At 68.2% G+C, this 24,599-nt stretch carries 25 protein-coding genes, 1 tRNA gene and 1 pseudogene; 7 read left to right on the forward strand and 20 right to left on the reverse strand.

What is annotated here, in order from left to right; all coding sequences use genetic code 11:
- Positions 1-98: 98 nt before the first annotated feature.
- Positions 99-1,178, reverse strand: a complete 1,080-nt coding sequence (locus tag ACVDFE_RS37890; RefSeq protein WP_458433799.1) for a hydrolase — start codon at positions 1,176-1,178, stop codon at positions 99-101.
- 24 nt (positions 1,179-1,202) lie between these two features.
- Positions 1,203-1,640 carry a nuclear transport factor 2 family protein gene (locus ACVDFE_RS37895; RefSeq protein WP_360397303.1) on the reverse strand — a complete coding sequence of 146 codons (438 nt, stop codon included), beginning with the start codon at positions 1,638-1,640 and terminating at the stop codon, positions 1,203-1,205.
- A gap of 165 nt (positions 1,641-1,805) precedes the next feature.
- Here ACVDFE_RS37895 and ACVDFE_RS37900 point away from each other — a divergent pair, with 165 nt between their 5' ends.
- Positions 1,806-2,288: an SRPBCC domain-containing protein gene (locus ACVDFE_RS37900; RefSeq protein ID WP_360397301.1), complete on the forward strand. Its 483-nt coding sequence runs from the start codon at positions 1,806-1,808 to the stop codon at positions 2,286-2,288.
- A 64-nt stretch (positions 2,289-2,352) separates the two neighbouring features.
- Here the strand turns inward: ACVDFE_RS37900 and ilvN are convergent, their stop codons facing one another.
- The 3 genes from ilvN to ACVDFE_RS37915 are packed head-to-tail and all read right to left on the reverse strand — an operon-like array spanning position 2,353 to position 5,161.
- Positions 2,353-2,619, reverse strand: coding sequence for an acetolactate synthase small subunit (ilvN, locus tag ACVDFE_RS37905; RefSeq protein WP_360397299.1), 267 nt, complete (start codon positions 2,617-2,619; stop codon positions 2,353-2,355).
- On the reverse strand, positions 2,619-4,325 hold the full coding sequence (locus tag ACVDFE_RS37910) for an acetolactate synthase large subunit (protein ID WP_458433800.1): 1,707 nt from the start codon (positions 4,323-4,325) through the stop codon (positions 2,619-2,621). Before ACVDFE_RS37910 ends, ilvN begins: the two co-directional genes overlap by 1 nt.
- A 20-nt stretch (positions 4,326-4,345) precedes the next feature.
- On the reverse strand, positions 4,346-5,161 hold the full coding sequence (locus tag ACVDFE_RS37915; RefSeq protein WP_360397297.1) for an AfsR/SARP family transcriptional regulator: 816 nt from the start codon (positions 5,159-5,161) through the stop codon (positions 4,346-4,348).
- 373 nt (positions 5,162-5,534) lie between these two features.
- On the opposite strand from ACVDFE_RS37915, the gene ACVDFE_RS37920 reads away from it, so the two are divergent.
- Complete coding sequence (locus ACVDFE_RS37920; protein WP_458433801.1) at positions 5,535-6,665, forward strand: sensor histidine kinase; 1,131 nt, start codon at positions 5,535-5,537, stop codon at positions 6,663-6,665.
- 251 nt (positions 6,666-6,916) lie between these two features.
- Here ACVDFE_RS37920 and ACVDFE_RS37925 read toward each other — a convergent pair.
- The 3 genes and pseudogenes from ACVDFE_RS37925 to ACVDFE_RS37935 form a co-directional block, all read right to left on the reverse strand.
- Positions 6,917-7,524: pseudogene (locus ACVDFE_RS37925) on the reverse strand (response regulator).
- A 241-nt stretch (positions 7,525-7,765) separates the two neighbouring features.
- Positions 7,766-8,446 (reverse strand): SDR family NAD(P)-dependent oxidoreductase, encoded by a 681-nt coding sequence (locus tag ACVDFE_RS37930; RefSeq protein WP_360397291.1) that lies wholly within the window; start codon positions 8,444-8,446, stop codon positions 7,766-7,768.
- A gap of 66 nt (positions 8,447-8,512) precedes the next feature.
- Positions 8,513-9,103: a TetR/AcrR family transcriptional regulator gene (locus ACVDFE_RS37935; RefSeq protein ID WP_360397289.1), complete on the reverse strand. Its 591-nt coding sequence runs from the start codon at positions 9,101-9,103 to the stop codon at positions 8,513-8,515.
- Positions 9,104-9,192: 89 nt separating this feature from the next.
- Here ACVDFE_RS37935 and ACVDFE_RS37940 point away from each other — a divergent pair, with 89 nt between their 5' ends.
- From ACVDFE_RS37940 to lipA, 3 genes are all read left to right on the forward strand, one after another.
- Entirely contained in the window at positions 9,193-9,501 is a 309-nt protein-coding gene (locus ACVDFE_RS37940) for a hypothetical protein (protein ID WP_360397287.1), read from the forward strand.
- Positions 9,498-10,388, forward strand: a complete 891-nt coding sequence (locus tag ACVDFE_RS37945; protein ID WP_360397285.1) for an oxidoreductase — start codon at positions 9,498-9,500, stop codon at positions 10,386-10,388. The genes ACVDFE_RS37940 and ACVDFE_RS37945 overlap by 4 nt, the downstream gene beginning before the upstream one ends.
- A 235-nt stretch (positions 10,389-10,623) precedes the next feature.
- Positions 10,624-11,625 (forward strand): lipoyl synthase, encoded by a 1,002-nt coding sequence (gene lipA, locus ACVDFE_RS37950; RefSeq protein ID WP_360397283.1) that lies wholly within the window; start codon positions 10,624-10,626, stop codon positions 11,623-11,625.
- Between the two features lie 175 nt (positions 11,626-11,800).
- Here lipA and ACVDFE_RS37955 read toward each other — a convergent pair whose 3' ends face one another.
- The 5 genes from ACVDFE_RS37955 to ACVDFE_RS37975 form a co-directional block, all read right to left on the reverse strand.
- Entirely contained in the window at positions 11,801-12,826 is a 1,026-nt protein-coding gene (locus ACVDFE_RS37955) for a saccharopine dehydrogenase family protein (protein WP_458433802.1), read from the reverse strand.
- Between the two features lie 9 nt (positions 12,827-12,835).
- The gene (locus ACVDFE_RS37960; protein ID WP_360397279.1) at positions 12,836-13,129 is read right to left on the reverse strand and encodes a hypothetical protein; all 294 of its coding nucleotides are present in this window, start codon (positions 13,127-13,129) and stop codon (positions 12,836-12,838) included.
- Between the two features lie 107 nt (positions 13,130-13,236).
- The gene (locus ACVDFE_RS37965; RefSeq protein ID WP_458433803.1) at positions 13,237-14,493 is read right to left on the reverse strand and encodes a cytochrome P450; all 1,257 of its coding nucleotides are present in this window, start codon (positions 14,491-14,493) and stop codon (positions 13,237-13,239) included.
- Positions 14,494-14,521: 28 nt separating this feature from the next.
- Positions 14,522-14,893, reverse strand: coding sequence for a hypothetical protein (locus ACVDFE_RS37970; RefSeq protein WP_360397275.1), 372 nt, complete (start codon positions 14,891-14,893; stop codon positions 14,522-14,524).
- Positions 14,894-15,229: 336 nt separating this feature from the next.
- Positions 15,230-15,742 carry a DUF4145 domain-containing protein gene (locus tag ACVDFE_RS37975; protein WP_458433804.1) on the reverse strand — a complete coding sequence of 171 codons (513 nt, stop codon included), beginning with the start codon at positions 15,740-15,742 and terminating at the stop codon, positions 15,230-15,232.
- 427 nt (positions 15,743-16,169) lie between these two features.
- Between ACVDFE_RS37975 and ACVDFE_RS37980 the strand changes: the two genes are divergently transcribed.
- Complete coding sequence (locus tag ACVDFE_RS37980; RefSeq protein ID WP_458433805.1) at positions 16,170-17,270, forward strand: three-Cys-motif partner protein TcmP; 1,101 nt, start codon at positions 16,170-16,172, stop codon at positions 17,268-17,270.
- On the opposite strand, the gene ACVDFE_RS37985 is transcribed toward ACVDFE_RS37980, so the two are convergent.
- The 6 genes from ACVDFE_RS37985 to ACVDFE_RS38010 all read right to left on the reverse strand — a co-directional run bounded on the left by ACVDFE_RS37985 (position 17,267) and on the right by ACVDFE_RS38010 (position 20,086).
- Complete coding sequence (locus ACVDFE_RS37985) at positions 17,267-17,479, reverse strand: DUF5131 family protein (protein ID WP_458433806.1); 213 nt, start codon at positions 17,477-17,479, stop codon at positions 17,267-17,269. The two genes, ACVDFE_RS37980 and ACVDFE_RS37985, sit on opposite strands and share 4 nt — an antisense overlap.
- Positions 17,394-18,032, reverse strand: coding sequence for a DUF5131 family protein (locus ACVDFE_RS37990; protein WP_458433807.1), 639 nt, complete (start codon positions 18,030-18,032; stop codon positions 17,394-17,396). Before ACVDFE_RS37990 ends, ACVDFE_RS37985 begins: the two co-directional genes overlap by 86 nt.
- 84 nt (positions 18,033-18,116) lie before the next feature.
- The gene (locus ACVDFE_RS37995) at positions 18,117-18,464 is read right to left on the reverse strand and encodes a histone-like nucleoid-structuring protein Lsr2 (protein ID WP_458434463.1); all 348 of its coding nucleotides are present in this window, start codon (positions 18,462-18,464) and stop codon (positions 18,117-18,119) included.
- A gap of 524 nt (positions 18,465-18,988) precedes the next feature.
- Positions 18,989-19,063: transfer RNA gene (locus ACVDFE_RS38000), tRNA-Val, on the reverse strand.
- Between the two features lie 37 nt (positions 19,064-19,100).
- On the reverse strand, positions 19,101-19,565 hold the full coding sequence (locus ACVDFE_RS38005) for a peroxiredoxin (RefSeq protein ID WP_458433808.1): 465 nt from the start codon (positions 19,563-19,565) through the stop codon (positions 19,101-19,103).
- Between the two features lie 89 nt (positions 19,566-19,654).
- Positions 19,655-20,086 (reverse strand): DUF3052 domain-containing protein, encoded by a 432-nt coding sequence (locus ACVDFE_RS38010; protein ID WP_360397271.1) that lies wholly within the window; start codon positions 20,084-20,086, stop codon positions 19,655-19,657.
- 324 nt (positions 20,087-20,410) lie between these two features.
- Between ACVDFE_RS38010 and aceE the strand changes: the two genes are divergently transcribed.
- Positions 20,411-23,170 carry a pyruvate dehydrogenase (acetyl-transferring), homodimeric type gene (gene aceE / locus ACVDFE_RS38015; protein WP_458433809.1) on the forward strand — a complete coding sequence of 920 codons (2,760 nt, stop codon included), beginning with the start codon at positions 20,411-20,413 and terminating at the stop codon, positions 23,168-23,170.
- Positions 23,171-23,305: 135 nt separating this feature from the next.
- On the opposite strand, the gene ACVDFE_RS38020 is transcribed toward aceE, so the two are convergent.
- Complete coding sequence (locus ACVDFE_RS38020) at positions 23,306-24,424, reverse strand: GNAT family N-acetyltransferase (RefSeq protein ID WP_458433810.1); 1,119 nt, start codon at positions 24,422-24,424, stop codon at positions 23,306-23,308.
- Positions 24,425-24,599: the final 175 nt, after the last annotated feature.

Below are 24,599 nucleotides of genomic sequence, written 5' to 3' on the forward strand. Positions count from 1 at the left end.
CCTCCGCTTGAGTCCCGGTCAGGTCGCGGCGGAGCGGAACGACGGCACGCCTGCGGCCCCGGCGCCGCGCAGTGGCGCCGGGGCCGGTTCTCCCGGCGTCAGCCGAAGAGCGACGCCGGGTAGGTGCGCACGGACGCGGTCTCGTACCGCAGCGCGACGTGGCTGGAGCAGCTCACGACGTCGCGCCAGAACCGTTGCAGCGCACCACCTTCCGCGAGGCCACCGGTGCCGGCGGCCCGCACCAGGCCACCGGTCGCGTCGACCAGGACCTCGGCCACGTAGGCGACGTTGCGCTCGTTGCGCGCCATCGCGGCCGGGGTGAACTCGCGGTCGTCGAGCACCCTGGCGTTCTGCTCCACGAGCAGCTTCGCCGACTCGACCTGACCGGACGCGCGGACCAGGTCGACCGCGGACGTGACGGACTGCTTCTTCCCCGACAGCACCGAGACGCACGCGTCGAGCGCTCCCATCGCCGCTCCGACGGCCGGTGCGACGAACGTGAGGCCGCCGACCGCCTGGAACGGGACGTTGTGGCTCGGCACCGGCGACCAGCTGGTGCCGGTGAGCAGGTCGGCGCGGTTCAGCGACAGGTGGGACGGCACGAAGACGTCGTCCACCACGACGGAATGGCTGCTGGTCGCCTTCATCCCGACGCTGTCCCACGTCCTGAGGACCGTGAGGTCGCCGCGCGGCACCGCGAAGAAGCGGCCCTCGTCACCGACCATGCCGCACAGCAGCGCCCAGTCGGCGAAGTCCACGCCGCTGACGTAGGTCCACCGGCCGCTGAGCCGGTGGCCGCCGTCCACGACCGTGCCCTTGCCCATGGGCGGCTGGCCGGTGACGACGAACGTGTCCGGGCCGGACGCCCAGATCTCGTCGTGGCCCTCTTCGGGCAGCAGCCCGGCGAACCGGGAGGAGTACGCCGACAGCGACGCGCACCACGCGGCGGCCGAGCAGCCCTGCCCCACGGTGATGACGGCCTCGGTCAGCTCCGCGAACGTGCCCTGCGAGCCGCCGCGCCCGGCTGCGACGAAGTGCCGCGCGAACCCGGCGTCGCGCAGTGCCTCCACGACCTCGGGGGCCAGCTCGCGGGTGGTGTCGGCCTGCACCGCGTGCTCCGCGGCGATCAGCTTGACCTTCTCCGCGGCGGCGGCCAGCCCGGTTTGTTGAGCAGTCACCTCGTCACCTCCTGGGTGTGCAGGTCACGCGGCCTGGACGGGCAGGTCGCGGTGGATCGTGCGGGACCTGGTGTAGAGCTGTCCGTCGATGCGCACGAGCACGTCCTCGATGGAGAACGTGGGCTCGAACGACACCTGGCCGTCCAGCGTGGTGCGGGTGACGAGCGAGGCGTAGCTGACGTTCAGCGTGTTCTCGTCGACCTCCTCGACCAGGTAGTGGTCGTTCCAGTGCCGCACGGCGACCCCCTTGTAGCGGGGCAGCGCGGCGCTGGCGCCGGCGATCAGGGCGGCACGGCCCTCGACCTTCTCGCCGCGGTGGGCGTGGTCGGTGACGCCGTCCTCGGTGAACGTCTGGGCGTAGCCCTCCACGTCCAACGCGTCGAGCAGCCGCATCTGCCGGGCGTAGAACGTCTGGACCTCGATGTAGACCGCAACGGAGGCGGCAACACTGGCTGGGGACACGACAACTCCTCGGTCTGCCGGGTTTCGCTACCGCGAATATGGGTGGCGGCACTGGACATCCGGTCGAGCCGTCCTGGTTCGACCTCGGTTCGATCGGCGGTTGAGACAAACCGGTCACGGTGAACAGCGACATCACCCGCAACCCAACCCCGCGAGGAGGGCCACATGGCCTCAACTCCCGATGTCGCCAAGTCGGTGACGGTCGAGGCGACGATCGAGCAGGCGTTCGCGATCTTCGCCGGACGGCCGATCGAGTGGTGGCCGGAGTCGCACGTCTTCGTCAAGGACCGGCAGGCCATCACGATCGAGCCGTTCGTCGGCGGCCGCTACTTCGAGCGCGGCGCTGACGGCGAGGAGATCGCCTGGGGCACCATCACCGAGTGGGACCCGCCGAAGCGCCTCGTCATGACGTGGCGGGTCGGCCCCTACTGGCAGCCGATCTTCGAGGACGACAAGGCGTCGTTCATCAAGGTGGACTTCGAGGTCGTCGGCCCGGCCACGACGAAGGTCACGCTGACGCACGCCGACCTGCACCGCCACGGCGAGATCGCCGAGAGCATCCACAAGGCCCTCGACGGTCCGTCCCCCGGCGAGACGCTGGAGAAGTACGCCGGCGTCGTCGACCGCCACGTCCCCAAGGCGGCCTGAGGCACCCCGGCGCAGGAACGGAGAATGGCCGCCCCGCAGGTTCGGGGCGGCCATTCTCCGTTGTTCAGGCGCCCAGTTCGAGCGCCTCGTCGTGGGTGCGGTCGACGACGCTCTTGACGTCGACGATCCGGCCGAGCTGCTTGATGAGCTGGGCCGGCGTGCGGCCGGGTTGCAGGTCGACCACGACGTCGAGGCGCGACAGCTCACCGCGCTCGGCGGGGCCGAGGCTCAGCGACTCGACCTCGACGCCGCGGCTGGAGAACAGCACCACGATCCGGGCGAGCGCACCGGGGTCGTTGCGCAGCAGCAGGGACAGCGAATGTCTGGTCATCACTCTTCCTCGTCGAACAGGGGGCGGATTCCTCGTGCGGCCATGACCTCGTCGTTGCCGGTGCCGGCGGGCACCATCGGCCAGACCTGGGCGTCCTGCCCCACCACGAAGTCGATGACGACCGGCCGGTCCCGCACGGACATGGCCTCCAGGATGACGTCGTCCACTTCGGACTGCGTGGTGCAGCGGAGCCCGACGCAGCCCAGCGCCTCCGCCAGCTTGACGAAGTCGGGGTGCCGGTCGTGCGTGCCGAGCCGGGTGTTGGAGTACCGGCCCTCGTAGAACAGGGTCTGCCACTGCCGGACCATGCCGAGGTTGCCGTTGTTGATGATCGCGACCTTGATCGGGATGCCCTCGGCGGCGCAGGTGGCGAGCTCCTGGTTGGTCATCTGGAAGCAGCCGTCGCCGTCGATCGCCCACACCGTGCGGTCGGGCGCGCCGGTCTGCGCTCCCATGGCGGCGGGCACGGCGAACCCCATCGTGCCCGCGCCACCGGAGTTGATGAACGAGCCGGGGCGTTCGTAGCGCACGTACTGGGCGGCCCACATCTGGTGCTGGCCGACGCCCGAGGTGTAGATCGCCTCGGGGCCGACGAGCGTGCTGAGCCGTTCGATGACGTACTGCGGTGCGAGCGCGCCGTCCTCGGGGTGGTCGTAGCCGAGCGGGTAGGTGGTGCGCAGGCCGTCGAGGTAGGCCCACCACTCGGTGAGGTCGGGGACGTGGGAGACGACCGCGTTGAGGGCGGCGAGCACGTCGCGGCAGTCGCCGACGATGCCGACGTCGGCCTTGCGGTTCTTGGAGATCTCGGCCGGGTCGATGTCGGCGTGCACCACCGCGGCGTGCGGGGCGAAGTGCGGCAGCGACCCGGTGACCCGGTCGTCGAACCGGGTCCCCAGCGCGATCAGCAGGTCGGCCCGCTGGAGGGCGGCGACGGCGGGCACCGTGCCGTGCATGCCCGGCATCCCCAGGTGCTGGCGGTGCGAGTCGGGGAACGCGCCGCGCGCCATCAGCGTGGTGACGACCGGGATGCCGGTGGAGTTCGCGAGCTTGAGCAGCTCCGCCGCGGCACCGGAGCGGACCACTCCCCCGCCCACGTAGAACACCGGGCGCTTCGACGTGCCCATGAGCTGGGCGGCGGTGCGGACCTGCACCGGCGAGAGCGCCGGGCGGGACTGCGCGACGGGCTTGGGCGGGGTGTAGGTGGTGGTGGCGGCCAGCACGTCCTTGGGCAGGTCCACCAGCACCGGTCCCGGCCGTCCGGTGGCGGCGAGCCGGAACGCCTCGGCCACCACCCGCGGGATGTCGGCCGGGTCGTGCACCTGGAAGCTGTGCTTGGTGATCGGCAGCGTGATGCTGCGGATGTCCGCCTCCTGGAAGGCGTCCGTGCCGATCACCGACCGGCTGACCTGGCCGGTGATCGCCACGATCGGCACGGAGTCCATGTAGGCGTCCGCGATCGGCGTGACCAGGTTCGTCGCCCCCGGACCCGACGTCGCCATGCACACCCCGACCCGCCCGGTGGCCTGCGCGTACCCCTGCGCGGCGTGCCCGGCGCCCTGCTCGTGCCGCACCAGCACGTGCCGGATCTTCGAGTCGAACAGCGGGTCGTACGCGGGCAGGATCGCCCCACCGGGCATCCCGAAGATCACCTCGCAGCCCACGTCCTCAAGCGCTTTGATCAACGCACCTGCACCGGTGGTCTCCACGATGTGCTCCCGACGGGGGTTCAGCCCGCGAGCTGACGCTCCAGCTGGCGAGGGGACAGGGGCTTGTCGAGCGACGGTTCGGAGCTCAGGATCGCCCGCTGCAACTGACGCAGCCTTTCGGACGGCTCAAGCCCGAGCTCCTCGATGAGCGTGTCCCGCAGCGCCTGGTAGGCCTCCAGCGACTTCCACTGCCGGCCGGCCCGGTAGAGCGCGAGCATGTACTGCGCGCACAGGTTCTCGTGCATGGGGTGCTGCGCGGTGAGCACGGACAGCTCGCTCAGCAGCGACTGGTGCTTGCCCAGCTGCAGGTCGGCCTCGATGCGCGTCTCCAGCACGCCCAGGCGGCTCTCCTGCAGGCGGGTGACCTCCATGCCCAGCCGCACGCCGATCTGCACGTCCACGAGCACCGGGCCGCGCCACACGTCGGCGGCGTTGCGCAGCAGCCGGGAGGCGGACTCCAGGTCACCGATCTCGAACGCGCGCTGACCCGCGGTGGCGAGCCGCTCGTAGCTGCGGACGTCCACGGCCTCCGGCGGCACGTCCAGCATGTAGCCGCCGTACCGGGTGACCAGGACGTTCTTCGCGACACCGGGACCCTCGCCCGGCATGGCCGCCTCGATGCGCCGCCGCACCTGCAGCACGTAGGTCTGCAGCGTGGTGAGCGCGCTGCGCGGCGGTGTCATCCCCCAGAGCTCTTCGATCAACGTCGGGACCGTGACGACGTGCCCGGCCTGCAGGCCCAGCAGCGAGAGCACCTGACGGGGCTTCACCGCGCTCGGCGCGATCGAGACGCCGTTCTCCCGTGCCTCCAGCGGTCCCAGAACCTTGATCTCCATTGGATCCTCCCCTGACAGCGGCGGTCGACTTGGTCGTGCCACCAAGTTCACCTGAGCGGGGCTATCGCACGCCACGTATCCCGCCACGACTCTCGGATGGCGAACTACTGCGGCCAGCGTGAAAAATTCATATGCTCAAACGAACCCAAACAGATCCGTCCGGTAAGCACGCGAACACATGCGGTGACTGTTGCCGAAAATACTGGTCCTTTCGCGTGAAATTGAGCTGCGAGTCAATGCGAAACAACGATCTGCACCGATACAGTAAGTCAGACCTGACTGCTCTGGTCTGTCTAGTATTCGGGCCTGAGCGCACGTCGTGATCACGAGAGTGCTGCGTCTGCTCTTGGGCGGTTTGCTCTTGGGGGGCACGTTGATTGCATCGCCTGCGATACCGAGATACCGCGCGGTCATCGTCGCCCTGTTCGCCGGTGTCTGCCTGACGGACCTGACCCGCGCTCTGCTGCTCGCCGGCGACACCCCCGAATTGGTGGTCTCGGCCATTGATTTCTCACTGCTAGTCGTACTGCAACTGACCTATTTCGGGCAGCTGTCGGTACTCCGCAGGCACCTGGTGCTGGCCGCGCAGGCCCTGCTGCTGGTGCTGCCGCACGTCGCGTTCGGGCATTCCTGGGCGGGTGTGGCGGGCCTGGTGGCGGGCAACGCCCTGGTCGTGCTGCGCCCGTTCTTCGGCTGGTCGCTGTTCATCCTGACCGTGATCGCCACCGGTCTCGCCCAAGCAGCGCACGGCGAGGCCATGATGGCCACCGCCGCGACCGCGTTGCTACTGGCAGGCCTGGCCACGGGTTTCGCGACGCACCGCCCGGTCCCCGCCGCCCCCGTCGCGGCACCCCCGGACCCGCTGCCCCTGGACGCGGTCGACACCACCGTCGCCGCCGTGGCCGCCGAACGCCTCCGCGTGGCCCGCGACCTGCACGACCTGCTCGGCTACAGCCTCAGCGCGATCAAGCTGAAGAGCGAGCTCGCGCACCGCATCGTCGCCGACAGCCCCGACCACGCCAAGCAGCACATCAGCGAGATCCTCACCATCACCCACCACGCCCTGGCCGACGTCCGTTCCCTGGCCCGCGCCTACCGCCCGCTCTCGCTCGCAGACATCTCGAACTCCGCCAAGGCGATGCTCGCGGCCTCCGACATCGACGTCCGCGTCGAGCTCGACCACGACCCGCTGCCCGAGGCCATCGAGACCGTGCTGTCCGCGGTGCTCTGCGAGGCCGTGACGAACGTCCTGCGCCACAGCGACGCCAGCACCTGCACCATCGGCGTCCACCAGCGCGGCGGCACGGTCCTGCTCGACGTCGTCAACGACGGCGCCGCCGTCCGCTCCACCTCGCTCGACTGCAACGGCGTCCGCAACCAGGCCGAACGCGTCCAAGCCGCCGGCGGCACCTTCACCGCCCGCCACACCGGCGACGGCTCGTTCCACGTGCACGCCGCGATCCCGTGCGTCCCGGCCCGCGCCAACGCACACCCTCAGGTGTAGCTACACCGATATATCAGTTGCGCCCAGCCCTCCAGTCGCGCTCCTCACAGCCCTCTGACCTGCACCTTTGCAACGACTCTTTTGCGGACGTCGTCCAAAGACTCGTTGCAAAGTTGCTCAACCGCCAGGTAGCTCACCGCCGGCAGCTCGCCTCAGATAGCTCGCGTCAGACAGCTACCCCTTTGCAACTGGTCTTTTGCGGACGTCGTCCAAAGAGTCATTGCAAAGGGTGAGCTGTCAGAGCAGCCCGGTCAGAACCAGCCGGACTTGCGGGCGATGCGGACGGCGTCGACCCGGTTGCGGGCGTCGAGCTTGGCCGTCGCGGCCGTCAGGTAGTTGCGCACGGTGCCGACGGACAGGAACAGCGTCGTGGCTATCTCCATGGCGTCGGCGCCGTCGGAGGCGAGCCGCAGCACCTCGAAGCTTCTCGCGGCGTGAGCGGGCACTCGTCGGTGTCCCACGCCGAGAGGGCGAGCTGCGAGTCGATCACCCTGCGGCCTACGGAGACGCCGCGGATGGCGTCCGCGAGCTCGCTGACGGGAGCGTCCTTGAGGATGAAACCGTTGACGCGGGCGTTCAACGCGCGGCGCAGCGTTCCCGGCCGGCCGAGGCTCGTGAGAATCAGCGTCCGGGTGTCAGGGGCGGTGTCGTGGATGACGGTGGCGGCGGAAAGGCCGTCCATGCCGGGGAGGTCGATGTCGAGCACCGCGACGTCCGGTTTGTTCTTCTCCACCGCCGCGATGATTTCGTCACCGGTCGCGACGGACGCGACGACCTCAATATCCGGTTCGAGGTTCAACAAAGCGACCAAAGCGCCCCGGACCATTTGCACGTCCTCGGCGAGCAGCACTCTGATCATCCGACCCCCTAGCTTGCCCCCAGGTCACCATTTTGAGTTTTACACTCGGTGACCATGCAGGACAAGCATCGGGACCCATTGCGGCCAGCGTTACTCCGAATGCGCTATGAGCAATTAATGTTGCCGATCACCAGATGACCGCGGGTCACCGGACGCTCACTCCTCGCTCGGTTTCCGAAACGCGAACCGGTCCGCTCGAGTGGCACCCGAGCGGACCGGTGGAGCATGCACCTCGCGAAGATCAGCGCGTTTCGCCCCACCGCTCCAGCAGTTCGAGTCCGCCGTCAACGGTGATGACTTGACCCTGAATCCAGGAGGCCTCGTCGGTGCACAGCAATGCGACCGCGTTCGCGATGTCCTCCGGCAGGGTCACCCGCCCGGACGGGCTCTTGATGGCGAGCCGGTCGACCAGGTCGGGGTCGATGTTCATGGGGCCGTTGTCGACGACGGTGGTGACGACGGCGTTGACGGCCACCCGGTACCAGGCCATCTCCAGGGCGAGTGTGCGGATCACGCCGTGCACCGGTGTCACGGTGTAGCCGGCGACGACCACCCGCCCGCCGTCGACGAAGGCCTTGGCCAGCGGCTCCACGACGTTGAGCAACGGCGTGAGGTCGGGCGAGACGGCGTGGTGCACGAACACGTCGAGCTGACCTCGCTCCTCCTTGACCCGGTCGAGGAGCAGGCGCACCGAGTGCTCGTCGGTGATGTCCAGCTGGGTGACCGTCACCGAGCCGGGCTTGCCCGCGAGCACGAGCTTCGCGCGCTCCAGGTCGACGTCGTCGGCAGAGGTCGTGAGGATGACGTGGGCGCCGTTGTCGCAGAGCTTGCTCGCGATGGCGAGACCGAGCCCGTGGGTCCCCGCCGTCACCAGCGCTAGCTTGCCGTCGAGTCCCAGGCGCGTGTTGACCGGTTCGATCATGATGCTGACCACCTCGTTGTCCGCGTGGTGATCGACGTTGCGCCGGGCCGCTAGGGCGGAACTCGACTACTTCTTGCGCAGTCCCTCCAGCACCCGCAGGATCGCGCTTTCGACCTCGCGGCCCGTGCGCTTCGGGTCGGACGAGCTGGCGATGGTGCTCGCGCCCGCGGACAGCGCCCCGAACAGCAGCCGCGCCATGATCTCCACCGGCGCCTCCTCGATCTCACCGGCGTCCACGAGCAGCTGCACGGCGGTGCGCAGCAGGCCGAAGCTGAAGTGCTCCTCCGCCTCGCGCCAGCGTTCCCAGCCCATCACCACCGGCGCTTCGTGCACGATGATCCGCTGGTATTCGGGGTCGAGGCACTTGCGGACGTAGGCGCGCAACCCGGCGACCGCGATGTCCCACGGTTCGCCCTCGCCGGTCACCAGAGCCGCCAGCGGCTCGATCGACTTCGTCTCGACCTGCGCGAACGCCGCCTCGAACAACGCCTGCTTGCCGCTGAAGTGGTGGTAAAGCGCGCCTTTCGTCACACGTGCGCGTTTGACGACCTCGTCGAGTGACGTGCCGGCGTAGCCGCGTTTGGTGAACAGGTCGACCGCGCTGTCGACCAGCGCCTGCCTGGTCGACTCCGAGTACTCGGCCCGTCGGTTTCGCACGGACGAAACGTAGCTCACATACCGGCGGTACGTACCGGTGGTATGGTCGTGTCATACCGAAGGTATGCGAGAAACCGGGGGTACGAACCATGGCCTGGGCCGATCACTACCGACGCCGCGACGCGCTCGACGCCGTGCTGCACGACGCCCGTCGCGACCCGTCCGCGCCGCTCATCGTGGATCCGGACGTGTTCTCCTCGCTCGACGAACTGCTGCTGGCGCTCGACCACCGCTGGCACAACAAGCTGACCGCGCGCATGGAGGCCGCCGCGCTCGACGGCCCCGTCGACGAGGACCGGGTGACCGCGGAGCTCGCGGCCGACGAGCCGGTCTTGCGAGCGGTACTCGACGCCCACCTTCCGCTCGGCAGTTACCGGGCGGTAGGAATGACCCCATGAGTCGTTGGACCGACGCGGACATCCCCGACCAGACCGGCCGCACCGTGCTGGTGACCGGTGCGAACTCAGGTCTCGGCCTGCGCACCGCCCAGGTGCTGGCGGACAAAGGCGCCCACGTGCTGATGGGCTGCCGCTCCACCGAACGCGGTGAGGCGGCCCGGCGCCAGGTCAGGGGGTCCGCCGAGGTCCTCCCGCTCGACCTCGCCGACCTGGCCTCCGTCCGCGCCGCGGCCCACCGGGTCGGCACGCTCGACGTCCTGGTCAACAACGCCGGCATCATGGCCGTCCCGCTCGGCCGGACGGCCGACGGCTTCGAGCGCCAGTTCGGCACCAACCACCTCGGCCACGCGGCCCTGACGTTCCTGCTGCTCCCCGTGCTGCGGCAACGGCCAGGCGCGCGGGTGGTGACCGTGGCGTCGATCATGCACAAGTACGGCCGCATGAACTTCGACGACCCGAACTGGGAACACCGCTCGTACCACGCCGCCGCCGCGTACTCCCAGTCGAAGCTCGCCAACATCCTGTTCGCACGCGAGCTGGACCGCCGCTGCCCGGACGTGGCGTCGATCGGCGCGCACCCCGGCATGACGGCCACCGAGCTGACCAACAACATGGCCAGCGCGCACCGGTCGTCGGTGATGCGCCTCGGCGGCCGCCTGAGCCACCTGTTCTCGCAGTCGGTGGAGATGGGCGCGCTGCCGCAGCTCTACGCGGCGACCTCACCGGACGCGCACGGCGGCCTCTACTACGGGCCAGGCGGTTTCAACGGCCTGCGCGGCCACCCCGCGATCGCCGGGATGACCCCGGCGGCTCGCGACGACCTCGCCGCGAGCCGCCTCTGGGACCTCACCGTCAAGCTGACCGGGATCACCCCCGACCTGCCGTAGGCGGGAAGGGCCGGGCCGGTGCCCCCGCTTGGGGGGAGTCGGAGGACACCGGCTACCCGGTCGTCACCTCCGGGCGAGGAACAGTCTCGGCGCGGCGCGTTGTTCATGGTCGACACGACTCGCGTGAACAACAGATCGTGAACAACGAGGCTGCTCCACCCGGCGTCCGGCACGGCGTCCCACCGTCGGACGTGCGTGACGCCGGACACGCGGGGGCGCAGCGTAGGGTGAGGTGGTGACTGTGGTACCAGAGGGTCGGAAGCTGCTGCGGCTCGAGGTCCGCAACAGCCAGACGCCGATCGAGAAGAAGCCGTCTTGGATCAAGACGCGCGCGAAGATGGGCCCCGAATACCGGGAGCTCAAGGGTCTGGTCAAACGCGAAGGCCTCCACACGGTCTGCGAAGAGGCCGGCTGTCCCAACATCTATGAGTGCTGGGAAGACCGCGAGGCCACGTTCCTGATCGGCGGCGAGCAGTGCACGCGGCGCTGCGACTTCTGCCAGATCGACACCGGCAAGCCCGCCGACCTCGACCGCGACGAGCCCCGCCGCGTCGCCGAGTCGGTCCAGGCGATGGGCCTGCGCTACTCCACGGTCACCGGCGTCGCGCGCGACGACCTGGCCGACGGCGGCGCGTGGCTGTACGCCGAGACCGTCCGCCAGATCCACGAGATGAACCCCGGCACGGGCGTCGAGCTGCTGATCCCGGACTTCAACGCGGTCCCGGAGCAGCTGACCGAGGTCTTCGAGTCCCGTCCCGAGGTGCTCGCGCACAACCTGGAGACGGTGCCGCGGATCTTCAAGCGCATCCGTCCCGCGTTCCGCTACGAGCGCTCCCTCGAGGTGATCACGAAGGCCCGCGAGTTCGGCCTGGTCACGAAGTCGAACCTGATCCTCGGCATGGGCGAGACGCCGGAGGAGGTCACCGAGGCGCTCGCCGACCTGCACGACGCGGGCTGCGACATCATCACCATCACCCAGTACCTGCGCCCGTCGCCGCGGCACCACCCGGTGGAGCGCTGGGTGAAGCCCGAGGAGTTCGTCCAGCACAAGGAGACGGCCGAGGAGATCGGCTTCCTCGGTGTGATGGCCGGGCCGCTGGTCCGCTCCTCCTACCGCGCCGGCCGCCTGTACGCGCAGGCCAAGCAGAAGCGCGGCGAAGAGCTGCCGGAGAACCTCCAGCACCTGCTCACCGTGTCGGCCTCGCAGGAGATCACGAGCCTGCTCGCGCCCCGCTGACCCTCAGCTCCACGACGACAGCGCCCAACTGATATATCGGCAGCTCACGCCGATGTACCGGTTGGGCGCTGTTGTTCGCTGACCCCTTTGCAATGAGTCTTTTGCGGACGTGCGCAAACGTATTTTGCGTGCAGCTGATATATCGGTGAGCTTCGAGCTGGCCAGACCGGGGGAGCTAGCTGAAGCGGACCTCGCCGACGACGACGCCGTCGAGCTCGCGGATGAAGTCGGCGCCGAACGCGCTCGACGGGGTGTGGGCGCCGGGGGCGACGCCGGTGACCTTGCCGATGGCGCGCAGCACGGAGTCGGCGGTGAGGCTGTAGGCGTTCGGGGTGGTGAGGGCGCAGTCGACCTTGGTGGAGGCGTCCCAGGCCTCGCCGAACACCTCGGCGCGGGTGGTGGCGCGCTTGCGTTCGTCGGGGCCCTTGACCTTGGCGGCGACGGTCTTGGCGGCGTTCTGCACGAACGGCGCCTGCAGGACCGGGGCGAACACCTTCTGCAGCCGCCCCAGCGCGCCGGGCACGAGGGTGAACGTCGTGATGTTCGGGATACCGGTCGAGCGGTGGGCGGTGCTCACGTCGCCCCACGGGATGCTGCCGACCTCGCGCGGGCCGGAGCGGAAGTAGGCGGTGCGCCTGCGGTGTCCGATGCGGACGCTCTTCAACGCACCGTCCTCGCGGATGCGGCCACCGACCGCGGCGGCCTCGACGGAGGTCTTCGTGGTGCCCGCGCTCGCTCCCCCGCCGACGACGAACGCGAGGTCGAGGTGGGTCGCGGTCGGCAGGGCGTTCTTCAGGATCGCGGCCACGCAGTCGGTGGGGACGACGTCGAAACCCGCGCCGGGGAGCAGCACGATGCCGGCCTTGCGCGCGTCGGCGTCGCGTAGGGCGATGGACTCGAAGACGTCGATCTCACCGGTGATGTCGAGGTAGTGCGTGCCGGTCTTGAGGCACGCGTCGACCATGGCGGTCGCGGTGTGGGCGAACGGGCCGGCGCAGTGCACGACGGCGTCGACGTCCTCCAGGTGCGCGCGGGCCTGCGAGAGGTCGAACGCGCGGTGTTCCAGGCCGAGGGCGGCGGCGATCGGCTCGACCTTCTCGGCGGAGCGGCCCGCGAGGACCGGTCGTTCGCCGCGCTTGACGGCGAGCTCGGCGATGAGCCGGCCGGTGTACCCGTTGGCTCCGTAGACCATCCACGTCATGCCGCGACCTTACCGGCGAGTAGCGTCGCGGGAAGCGACCAAAGAGCCGATCAGCAGCACGGCGCCCACGCCGATGACGGGCAATGCCCAGTACAGCCGACGCAGGCGCAGGTCACCGCAGATGTCCACATAGGCCGATCCCATCGCGGCGGCGGCCGACTCGTCGAAGCCGATGCCCAGGCCGTTGCCGCACTGCACGAGCGCACCGCTCGGCGACTCGACGGCCAGCGCCACGAACAAGATCGCGCTCCCACCCAGGAGGAACGCAAGACCGACCACGACGGCGAACGTGCGCAGTGACATGAGGGGAAGCTACGTCCCGGTTGGACTCGGGGATAGCCCTGGTCAGCCGCATTGGGGGTTGGTCCCCTAATCCCCCGCTGAACGCTGTCGCGGCTCTCGCACGCCCGTTACGACAGAGAACCCGTTGCGCTGCTCCACTCGGCCGGACCGGTGTCCGTCCCGTGTGGACCGCCGAACACGACGGGAAGCTCACGGACGCTGACCATGATGTCGTTGTGCGTCACGGCCGGCGGCCCGTCGCCGGCGAACCGGGCGCGCGGGAACCGTGCGGTGAGCTGCCGCAGCACGGTCTCGGTCTCCAGCCGCGCCAGCCCCGACCCCAGGCAGAAGTGCGGACCGTGACCGAACGACGCGTGCCCCGTCGCCGCCCGGTCGACCCGGTACCGCGCGGCGTCCTCGTGCGCGACCGGGCAGCGTCCGGCTGCGCCGAGGTTGATGAGCAGCAGCGTGCCCTCCGGCACCACCACACCGCCGATCTCGACCGGCTCGGTGGTGATCCGGTGCGTGGCGCTGCGGACCGGTGAGTTCTGCCGCAGCGTCTCCTCGACGAGAACCGGCACCAACTCGGGTTCGGCCGCGACCCGCTCCCACAGACCGTGGTCGACCGCGTCGTGGATGACGTTGGTGATGAGACCCGCCGTCGTCTCGTGGCCCGCTACTACGAGGAGGAACGCCATCGCCATGAGCTCGTCGTGGGTCAACCGGTCGCCGTCGTCGTCGGCTGCCACCAACGCACCGAACAGCGAGCTTTCGTCCAGGCCGCCGCCGCTCAGCAGAGCGTGGAAGTAACCGCCCAGCGCGTCGCTGGCCGGCTGCGACACCTCCGGCTCCATCGACATCATCGTCTCGATCAACGTCCGCACGCGCGCACGGTCACCCTCGGGCACACCGAGCACCTCGCCGATGATGTGCAACGGCACCGGCACGGCGACCGCGGCGACGACGTCGACCTCCTCCCCCACCGGCAGCGCGCCGACGAGCTCCGCGGTGACCTGCTCCACGCGCGGGGCGAGCCGCTGCACCGCCGGCCAGGTGAACGCCTTGGCCGCGAGCCCGCGCAACCGGGCGTGCTTCGGGTTGTCGCTGTTGAGCATGCTCGGCCCGAACAGCCCCGCGAACTCGGTCTGGGTGCTGCCGAGCGCGGCGAGCTGGCGTTTCATCTCCCGCTGCAAGGCGTCGCTGTCCTTCGACAGCCGCCGGTCGGTCAGCAGCCTGCGGGTGAGCTCCAGCCCGACGGTGACGACCTGCAGGCGCACGCCGTTCGGCAGCGTCACCGGGTGCACGGGCCCGGACGCGCGCGCTTCGTCCTCGATGCGGTGGTGCTCACGAGCCCGCAGCTCGCCGCCGGTCAACAGGTTCGTCATGGCCTCTCCGTCTTCCCCGGACCCGCGGTCACCGCAGTGCGTCGAACACGCCGATCGTCTCCACCGCGGGCAGCCGCGGCGGCGAGGCGGCGATCGCCCTGCGCCCCAGCACCCAGTCGGGCAGGTGGTGCCGCAACGCCACCCGCCCCTCCGGCGTGATGTCGACCGGCGCGGCCATGCCGTGGTCGATCGCGCGGTCGGGCTTCACCCAGCTGATCCAGCCGCGCAGCCGCAGGACCTCCAGCGCCTCGGCGTCCCACTGCTTCGCGGGCCGGTGCTCCAGGTACCAGCTGGTGGCGCCGCGGTGCACCCCGCCCTGCTCGACCAGCGCGAGCAGCTTCACCTGCTCCTGCGTGACGGTGCCGAGGTCGGGCCGCGGCGTCTTGCCCCTGCGCTTCACGAGTCGTCGTCCTTCGGAGGTGGTGGGCCCAAACGTCCCCGACAGGCCGTAAAAGTACGGCACCGACCTGGCCGGTTCCAGATGCCACCACGATCGGAGTCGCACCACCGGCAGAAGAACGGGGCGAGGTGCGTCAACGCACCTCGCCCCGTCTGAGATGGGCGACACCGAGGCCCTTTCAAACCGCTTCGCCCCTGTTCAGCGGCTGTCGTGGAGTTCCGCCTCGTAGCAGACGCCCTTGAAACGACGCTCACTGCGGTGATCGCGCGCTTCGAGGAACTAGCGGACAGTTGACCGGTCGTGTGATCACCCGGCCGTCGGCGCGAGCCGCGCCCTCTACTTAGCTGCGGTCATCTTTGCCTTGCGGCAGGCGAGTTCACTTGTGACTCGGTTCAGCTTCGCCGGCGCTACGTACAAGTACTCGAAGATGGCCTCAATGAATTCGTTAGCGGCAACTACGTCTTCAGGGTTAACCGTAAGGCCAGAGATATGCGCACCGAAATTTCCTAGCTGTCTCAAGTAATCGGCCATATCCGAGAAGACACCCGGCAAGGACTTGTCAGTAGCCAGCTGCTTTAGCTTTCCGAATAGATTCCCATCGCCAATCAAGCCGTGCTCGATGCACAACGCCTCAAGTGTTCCCCTCAGGCCAAGTGCATAAAATTCGCTGTCGATAGCGCGTACACGCTGGGCCTTCTCGTACTCTGCTCGAACATTCGGTGGGACCAAGCTGAAGTCTTGAACTTGCGGATACAGAATCATGTAGGCGTAATCGTCTTCTTCGCCTTCGGGATGCCTTCCACCTTCACTCTCATAGGTGCAGAGGTGAAGGACCTGCAGTGCGCACATCGCATCACCACAACGTGAAGGTCCCAGACGATGGGATAACCTTCATGATTCTCGACGTTTCCTTGCTCTGCCGCCTCGTTCGATACCTTTGTCAAACTGTGCTTGGCCCCGCAGTGCCTGCAATCCACCGCTACCTCCCCAGCTAAATTTCTGGCAAGTAGGCCTATCGTTGGTTACGCGTAGCCCGTTACTGCATCTACTTAGGCCGTAGTCAAGAAAATACATGAGGAGCGAGCGAGCCAGCCACTCACACACGGAGAGCTACTCCGACCGCAGCCCGGCCTCACCACAGGACAGGTCATCCGCTCTCCATCGATCAGGTGATCGATCCTCCTACTCCGGTAGGCGGACGTACGCTTCTACCGATCCTCCGCCAGGTCGCCCTAGGTATGGTGCCTAACGAGTGCTCTTGCGAGGAGGGGTCCACATGCCGACTGAAGGCGAAGTTCCCTGGCAGATCGTTGAGCACACGTCAGCGAAGCACGACATCTACCGGCGGTATCTGCGGCGCTGGTTTCCCATCCTCATCGGTGGTGGTAACGCCTACCCGTCCGCCACCTACGCCGAGGGTTTCTCCGGGCCTGGCATCTACAAGGCCGGCGAACCCGGTTCACCGGTTATCGCGCTCAAGGCACTTCATGACAAGGTGGACGCTTCGAAGGGCATCAGCCGCTTCCTCTTCATCGACGACGATCCTCGTTGCATCAGCTTGCTCAAGCAGCAGCTCGCTCCGATCGTCGAGGACTCACCGCGGACGCCCCAGACCATGCCGATCACGGTGCAGCAAGGTAAGTGCGAAGAGACGTTTGAAGACGCGCTCACCGGCATCAACGCCTGGGGTCAGCCGATCTTGGCGATCCTCGACTCATGGGGGAACGCGCCGGTCTCCTACCGCGTGCTCCAACGCTTGGCCGCGAACCCGGCGAGCGAAGTCATCGTCACCTTCAAGCCGCACCACTTCGTGCGCTTCGTGACGGCCCTCAGTGAGGATGCCGACGAGGTGTTCGGCGGCAATCCAGAGTGGCGCCAGGTGACAAACGCGGGTAACGGCGCTGCCAAACGCCGGCACATCCTCGACTGCTATCGACGCACCCTGAAGGCGGCGGGGTTCCGCTTCCTCCTCGACTTTGAGCTGGTAGATCGCCGCGGCGATCCGCTGTACCTCGTGTTCGGTACCAACCATCCGAAGGGGGTCGAGGTGATGAAGGACGCCCTATGGGAGGTCGACCGCTCCTTCGGCATCGGCTTCCGCGACCCGCGGGATCAGCAGGACGAAGGGCTCTTCGAACTCGATGAGCCGCAGCTTGGGCCGCTGGGCAGGCTTCTCCTGCCGCAGATCGAGAAAGCTGGCCAGAAGGGGCTGCAGGTGCACAAGCTGAAGGACTACGTGCAGTTCGAGACTGTGTTTCGCTTCCAGCAGATCATCAGGACGATCGCGATGCTCCGCGAGGAGCGCAAGGTTGAGACGTCTCCCCCAACCGGGCGCATCAAGTACGACTCGTGGGTACGCATCCCGCCTGAGTCCTAGATGGCCTTGAGCTCGAAGCTGCGTGCAGCGGTCGGCATCTCGCTGTGTACGCGCCCATCGAGCTCGCGGCCCCCAGCCTTCGGGTGACGGCCACCCCACTGCTTATGGAAGAAGGCAACCCCTTCAGCCGCGCAAGAGTCCCGGATACCGCGCACCCACTGCGGATCGCACGGTCGTGATCCTGGCCCCGATTCTCCCCCGGTGATCACCCAGTGGATGCAGCTGAGCTTCCAACGACGGAAGCGGTCCGAGGAGGGGTTCAGCGGAGATGAAGCGCACTGCGGCACCGACGCCCCGCAGGTCATCGACACGAGGTAGCTGGCTCTCGTCTTCGACCGAGACCCCCATCCACAGATTCGAGGGCCAGTCCAGCCGGTCAGCCATCCGGCGAAGGCGTGCCGAACGCTTCGTGAGCACCTGGTAGGTGTGCTGTGGGGTCTCCCGCATCACGGTGAAGACATCCCGCACGAAACCGATCGGCACCTTGGCGTGGAACAAGTCCGACATCGAGTTCACGAAGACCACCCGCGGCCGACGCCACCGGTACGGCAGCTCGAGCGCGTCCGGGTGGACGGCGACGCCGAAGCCTGGGCCGGAAGTCCGCGGATCACCGTCAGTCTGGTACTTGGCAGCGCCCATCGCCTTGAGCCGCTTGGAGAGCGTCAGCGCGTAGCAGTTGTCGCAGCCCTTCGAGATGCGGTCACAGCCGGTGGTGGGATTCCACGTCGCTTCGGTCCACTCGATCGGACTGCTGTCAGACATGGCTCTCCATCTCAGGGCGGAAGTCGATGCTACTGATCTGTCAGCAGCACCGACCATGCGGGCTCCGCAGCCGCAAGAGCCTGCTCAGCGATGCGCCTTCTCGAACTCCTCGATGATGTTCGTAGGGATGCGCCCACGATCGGAGAGTTCGTGGCCGGTGGCTTTGGCCCACTCGCGAATAGCCTTCGTCTGCTCCTTGGTACGGGACTCGGCCACGATGGTGCGGCTGGAGCTCGTAGCCCTCTTGGAGCGGCCACTCGTGCGGCGGGCGCTGGCGACGAAGTCAACCAGGGCGTCACGGAGCTTCGCAGCGTTGTCCTGCTTCAGATCGATCTCGTAGGTGACACCGTCCAAGCCGAAGCTCACGGCTTCGACATCTTCGGCGGTGCTGCCATCGACAGTACGGCGGGCGAAGAAGCGCAGGGCGGCGATCGAGGACGAGCGCCAAGTGCTGCTTCGGGCTCACTACGCCGGTGCTGTCCCTCAGGATCTGCTCGCCAGCGAGATGCAACGGTTCACGCGCGAGTTGACTCAGGCGGATGGACAACTGCGAGTGGCTGGCGCGGCGACGGCGGACGTCTCTTTGACGCTACAGCTGGCGCTGAAGGCGGTAGCTGGTTGTGATGTGGCGTACGTGGGGGCACCGAACCAAATCCGGCGTCAGATCAACCGCGGGTTCTTCGAGAAGCTGCTCATCGCCGCGGATGGATCGGTCGAGCGAGCAGTGCTCAACGAGCCGTTCAGAACGCTTTTGGAAGCGCGTAGTCCGCTTCAGGGAGGGTTCGAAGGTGCCAAAAGGGGTGTGGCCGAAGGTGCGGAAACTAGCGGCACCGAAGGGCGCGCATCGCCTTCGGCGGTTCTTCGGACGTCGTTCGACGACAATATCACGCTAAGCAACCAAAAAACCACGCACCGTAGAGGCATCCCTTTGGTGCGTGGTTTGAAAGACGTACTTGTGGTGGGCGCGACAGGGTTCGAACCTGCGACCGCTCGGGTGTAAACCGAGTGCTCTTCCGCTGAGCTACACGCCCGTGCCGCCCGCCGCCACCACGGCGCCGGACAGGTACATCATGCCTTCAAGGAGGCTACGGCCTTCTTCCAGCCTTCCTGATCGCGGGCCTCACCGGGGCCGTTGACCTCGGCGAAGCGCACCACACCCCCGGTGTCGACCAGGAACGTGCCCCGCACCGCCATGCCGACCGCGTCGTTGAACACGCCGTAGGCCTGCGCGACGGCGCCGTGCGGCCAGAAGTCCGACAGCAGCGGGAAGGAGTAGCCCTCCTGCGTCGCCCAGGCCTTCAGGGCGAACACGCTGTCGACCGACACGCCGAGCACCTGGACGTTCTCGTCCTCGTAGGCCGCGATCTCGTCGCGCACCTGGCACAGCTCGCCGTGGCAGGTGCCGCTGAAGGCGAACGGGTAGAAGACCAGGAGCACGTTCTTCGAGCCGCGGAACGACGACAGCGTCACCGGCTGCTTGTTGTAGTCGTTGAGCGTGAAGTCCGGGGCTTGTGAACCGACCTCGACCGCCATGAAGGAAGACCTCTCCGGTTGACACACGACTGAACCACGGACGGGTGACAACCGCCCGTGGGTCACAGCCTATGCGGGCCGTGCTCGAGTCAGCGCTTGGCCTTGGCGGACTTCGGCCACACCAGCCTCGTGCCGGCCCAGTCGTCGGCCACGCTGATGTTCGAGGTCTGCGAGAGGCCCGCAGTCCCGGAGGCGTCGGCGATGTCACTCGGCTCGACGTGGCCGGTACGGCCCGTCTTCGGGGTCAGCACCCAGATGATGCCGTCCTCTGCCAGGAGGTTGGTGGCTTCGAGCAAGGAGTCCACCAGGTCGCCATCGTCCTCCCGGAACCAGAGCAAGACGACGTTCACCGTCTCGTCGGCCTCCTCGTCGAGGATGTCGGCCCCGATCTGCTCTTCGACCGCTGCGCGGAGGGCGTCGTCGACGTCCTCGTCCCAGCCGATCTCCTGGACGACCATGCCCGATTCGATCCCGAGCTTCTCGGCGACGCCGATCTTGCCGGCGTCTTCCGCGGCGACCACGGTTTTCACTCCTCCAACTACGCAAGGGCGACAGCCCGTGAAGACTGTCGCCGGATGGTCCACTACACGGGACAGCGAACACTGTCGGCTACCCCCGGCGCAACTGTTGACCACGTGACACGCCGTGTGGGGGACCCCTGTGAAGGTGCTTAGACTGGCACCAGGCATGCTCTACATACCTCTTATCGCGCGCGCGTGAGCGACACGATCCAGAACTACCGATCAGTAGCGGTGACGAAGTCGTCGCGCAAGGACAACGATAGGAGCGCGTGGCACGGTTTTCCGGGCCAGCGCGTGTACCGCCAACGAAGCCGAGGAGACACCTTGAGCCCGCAGAACACAGGCCCCGAGCGGGTACGTGTCATTCGCGACGGCCTGGCAGCGCACCTGCCGGACATCGACCCCGAAGAGACGGCCGAGTGGCTCGAGTCGTTCGACGAGGTCCTCAAGGGTGGCGGACAGCAGCGCGCTCGGTACCTGATGCTGCGGCTGCTGGAGCGCGCGGGCGAGAACCAGGTCGGCATGCCCTCGCTGATCAGCACCGACTACGTCAACACCATCCCCACCGAGCGGGAGCCGTGGTTCCCCGGTGACGAGGAGGTGGAGCGCCGTTACCGCGCGTGGATCCGCTGGAACGCCGCGATGACCGTGCACCGCGCGCAGCGACCCGGCGTGGGTGTCGGTGGCCACATCTCGACGTACGCGTCCAGCGCGTCGCTCTACGAGGTCGGCTTCAACCACTTCTTCCGCGGCAAGAACCACCCCGGTGGCGGCGACCAGATCTTCATCCAGGGGCACGCCTCCCCCGGCGTCTACGCCCGCGCGTACCTGGAGGGGCGCCTGTCCGAGCACCAGCTCGACGGCTTCCGCCAGGAGTACTCGCACGCCGGTCCCGGTGGCGGCCTGCCGTCGTACCCGCACCCGCGGCTGATGCCGGACTTCTGGGAGTTCCCCACGGTCTCGATGGGCATCGGCCCGATGAACGCGATCTACCAGGCGCGGTTCAACCGCTACCTGCACGACCGCGGCTTCAAGGACACCTCCGACCAGCACGTGTGGGCGTTCCTCGGCGACGGTGAGATGGACGAGCCGGAGTCGCGCGGCCTGCTGCAGCTGGCGGCGAACGAGCAGCTCGACAACCTGACGTTCGTGGTCAACTGCAACCTGCAGCGCCTCGACGGCCCGGTGCGCGGCAACGGCAAGATCATCCAGGAGCTGGAGTCGTTCTTCCGCGGTGCCGGCTGGAACGTCATCAAGGTCGTGTGGGGCCGCGAGTGGGACGCGCTGCTGCACGCGGACCGCGACGGCGCGCTCGTGAACCTGATGAACAACACGCCCGACGGCGACTACCAGACCTACAAGGCGAACGACGGCGCGTACGTCAAGGAGCACTTCTTCGGCCGCGACCCGCGCACGAAGGCCCTCGTCGACGCCATGAGCGACGACGAGGTGTGGAACCTCAAGCGCGGCGGTCACGACTACCGCAAGGTCTACGCGGCGTACAAGGCGGCGACCGAGACCGTCGGCCAGCCGACCGTGATCCTCGCCAAGACCATCAAGGGCTACTCGCTCGGCCCGCACTTCGCGGCCCGCAACGCGACGCACCAGATGAAGAAGATGACCCTGCAGGACCTGAAGGGCTTCCGCGACAGCCTGCGCATCCCGATCACGGACGAGCAGCTCGAGGCCGACCCGTACCTGCCGCCGTACTACCACCCCGGGCAGGACTCGCCGGAGATCCAGTACATGCAGGAACGCCGCCGTCAGCTGGGCGGGTTCGTGCCGGAGCGCCGCACGAAGTCCAAGGCGCTGGTGCTGCCGGGCGACAAGGTCTACGAGGGCGTGCGCCGCGGTTCCGGCAAGCAGGAGGTCGCCACGACGATGGCGTTCGTCCGGCTCGTCCGCGACCTCGCGAAGGACCCGGAGATCGGCCCGCGCATCGTGCCGATCATCCCGGACGAGGCACGAACGTTCGGCATGGACTCCATGTTCCCGACGCAGAAGATCTACAACCCGAACGGCCAGGCGTACACCTCGGTGGACGCCAACCTGATGCTCGCCTACAAGGAGTCCGAGCAGGGCCAGATCCTGCACGAGGGCATCAACGAGGCGGGTTCCACGGCGTCGTTCACGGCGGTCGGCACGTCCTACGCCACGCAGGGCGAGCCGATGATCCCGATCTACATCTTCTACTCGATGTTCGGCTTCCAGCGCACCGGTGACGGCCTGTGGGCGGCGGCGGACCAGATGGCGCGCGGCTTCGTGCTCGGTGCCACCGCGGGCCGCACGACGCTGACCGGTGAGGGCCTGCAGCACGCCGACGGCCACTCGCTGCTGCTGGCGCACACGAACCCGGCCGTGATCGCGTACGACCCGGCGTGGTCGTTCGAGGTGGCGCACATCGTCAAGGACGGTCTGCGCAGGATGTACGGCGAGAACGCCGAGAACATCTTCTACTACATGACGGTCTACAACGAGCCGTACGTGCAGCCGGCCGAGCCGGAGGGCCTGGACGTGGAGGGCCTGCTGCGGGGCCTGTACAAGTACCAGGACGGCCCGGCGACGCCCGGTCCGCGCGCGCAGATCCTCGGCTCCGGTGTGGGCCTGCCGTGGGCGCTCAAGGCCCAGCAGATGCTGTCCGACGACTGGGGCGTCTCCGCGGACGTGTGGTCCGCCACGTCGTACTCGGAGCTGCGCCGCGAGGCCGTGGAGACCGACCGCCACAACCTGCTGCACGTGGACGCCGAGCCGCGCGTGCCGTACGTGACGCAGGTGCTGAAGGACGTGCAGGGCCCGGTCATCGCGGTGTCCGACTGGGCGTCGGCGATCCCTGACCTGATCCGCCCGTACGTGCCGACCGACATGACGACGCTGGGCACGGACGGCTTCGGCTTCTCCGACACCCGCCCGGCAGCCCGCCGGCACTTCCTGGTGGACGCGGAGTCGGTCGTCGTCGCGACGCTGGCGGCGCTGGCCAAGCGCGGTGAGGTGGAGCGGTCGAAGGTCGTCGAGGCGGCGCGCAAGTACAAGATCGACGACGTGCAGGCGGCGGGGCCGTCCACGTCGGACGCGGGTCTCGCGTAGGTCTTCGTCCTCCGGAGGGCCGTTCCACTTCGCGTGGAACGGCCCTCCGGCCATTTCAGCGCGACTGTGGCGACCGGAGCCGTCCTCGCCCACACGATCACCGCGAACGGGTGTGGCTGGAGATCCACGGGCCGCTCAGCGCCCCCCGCCCCCATCGACGGCGTACTCGGTGAACCGGCCTGCGACCGTGAACCCGAGTCGGCGGTAGACCGGCTCGCCTTCCTCCGACGCCTGCAAGACGGCGATGCGGTACCCCTCGGCGCGTGCGGTGTGCAAGGCGGCCAATGTGATCGCGCCGCCGTAGCCGCGGCGGCGGTCCGTGGCGAGGGTGGCGATGTTGTAGATGCCGGCGACGCCCGCGTGCAGGAACACCTCCGCGGTGCAGACCGCCCGGCCGCCGACGTAGCCGACGAGGTAGCGGGCCTGGCTGCGCAACGCGTGCGCGGCGGTGGCGGCGTAGAACTCGCGGACCGTGGCGGCGGGCGGGGTCCAGTTGGCGGCCAGGACGGTGGCGTAGTCGGCGAGCTCGGCCTCGGTGGTGACGCGGCGGAGGTCGAGGCCGTCGGCGTGGGGTTCGGGGAGGTCGTCCGGCAGTTCCGCCCACATCGCCGCCTCGGTCTCGGCCGCGGTCAGACCGGCCTGGGTGAGCAGGGTGGCGAGGCCGGGTGGCGTGGTGGTGGGGCCGACCCACCAGGAGAACGGGCGTCCGGTCGCCTTCAGCGCCGCCACCGTCTCCGCGATGCGGGTGGCGGCGGTGACCGGGGTGAAGCGGGCGGTGGCGACGATGTTGAACGTGTCGTCGGCCAGGCCGCTGTCGGCGACGAGGAGGTCGCCGGTCCGCGTCACGGTCGCGCCCGGCAGGTGGCGGTGGAGGTGGCAGGCGTGCTCGGCGAGGTTCTGCTCCGCGCTCGCCGTCAGGTCGGTGGTGAGCTCGCGCAACGGCCCGCCGTCGCCGTCGTTCCGCACCAGGACGAAGCTCGCTGATATATCGGATACGGCGGTGAGCTCGACGAGCTCGTCACGGACCGGGAGCAGGCGGTCGACGAGGAGTTGGACCTGCTCGTCGAGGCGTTCGGGGCCTCGGTGGACGAGCTTCCACACGTGGCGCCGCGGGAGGTCGTGCTCGGGTTGTTCGCTGTCGCGGACGAGCACCTCATCCGGTTCCAGGCCCAGCCGCCGGGTGATCTCGGCGGCGGGCACGGTGTCGCTCGTGAGGGCGAAGTAGCTGTACTGCTCGACTCGCACGACGGGCATCCGACCACGACGCAGCAGTAGCTCGCGACCGATATATCAGTTCACCGGCACGTCCCCTGTTGCAAAAGACGTTTGCGGACGTCCGCAAACGTCTTTTGCAACAGGGTGAGTAACCGCTGGTCAGCGAGCTACTGGCACTGGGCGACGGGCTGGGCGGCGAACAGGGGCTGGTCGG

Source organism: Lentzea chajnantorensis (assembly GCF_054300775.1).

Excerpts from the sequence above, each read along its gene's own strand:
- ACVDFE_RS37900 (WP_360397301.1), top strand. The coding sequence starts at position 1,806 with ATGGCCTCAACTCCCGATGTCGCCAAGTCGGTGACGGTCGAGGCGACG.
- ilvN (WP_360397299.1), bottom strand. The coding sequence starts at position 2,619 with ATGACCAGACATTCGCTGTCCCTGCTGCTGCGCAACGACCCCGGTGCG.
- ACVDFE_RS37915 (WP_360397297.1), bottom strand. The coding sequence starts at position 5,161 with ATGGAGATCAAGGTTCTGGGACCGCTGGAGGCACGGGAGAACGGCGTC.
- ACVDFE_RS37930 (WP_360397291.1), bottom strand. The coding sequence starts at position 8,446 with ATGATCGAACCGGTCAACACGCGCCTGGGACTCGACGGCAAGCTAGCG.
- ACVDFE_RS37940 (WP_360397287.1), top strand. The coding sequence starts at position 9,193 with ATGGCCTGGGCCGATCACTACCGACGCCGCGACGCGCTCGACGCCGTG.
- ACVDFE_RS37945 (WP_360397285.1), top strand. The coding sequence starts at position 9,498 with ATGAGTCGTTGGACCGACGCGGACATCCCCGACCAGACCGGCCGCACC.
- ACVDFE_RS37955 (WP_458433802.1), bottom strand. The coding sequence starts at position 12,826 with ATGACGTGGATGGTCTACGGAGCCAACGGGTACACCGGCCGGCTCATC.
- ACVDFE_RS37960 (WP_360397279.1), bottom strand. The coding sequence starts at position 13,129 with ATGTCACTGCGCACGTTCGCCGTCGTGGTCGGTCTTGCGTTCCTCCTG.
- ACVDFE_RS37965 (WP_458433803.1), bottom strand. The coding sequence starts at position 14,493 with ATGACGAACCTGTTGACCGGCGGCGAGCTGCGGGCTCGTGAGCACCAC.
- ACVDFE_RS37975 (WP_458433804.1), bottom strand. The coding sequence starts at position 15,742 with ATGTGCGCACTGCAGGTCCTTCACCTCTGCACCTATGAGAGTGAAGGT.
- ACVDFE_RS37980 (WP_458433805.1), top strand. The coding sequence starts at position 16,170 with ATGCCGACTGAAGGCGAAGTTCCCTGGCAGATCGTTGAGCACACGTCA.
- ACVDFE_RS37990 (WP_458433807.1), bottom strand. The coding sequence starts at position 18,032 with ATGTCTGACAGCAGTCCGATCGAGTGGACCGAAGCGACGTGGAATCCC.
- ACVDFE_RS38005 (WP_458433808.1), bottom strand. The coding sequence starts at position 19,565 with ATGGCGGTCGAGGTCGGTTCACAAGCCCCGGACTTCACGCTCAACGAC.
- ACVDFE_RS38020 (WP_458433810.1), bottom strand. The coding sequence starts at position 24,424 with ATGCCCGTCGTGCGAGTCGAGCAGTACAGCTACTTCGCCCTCACGAGC.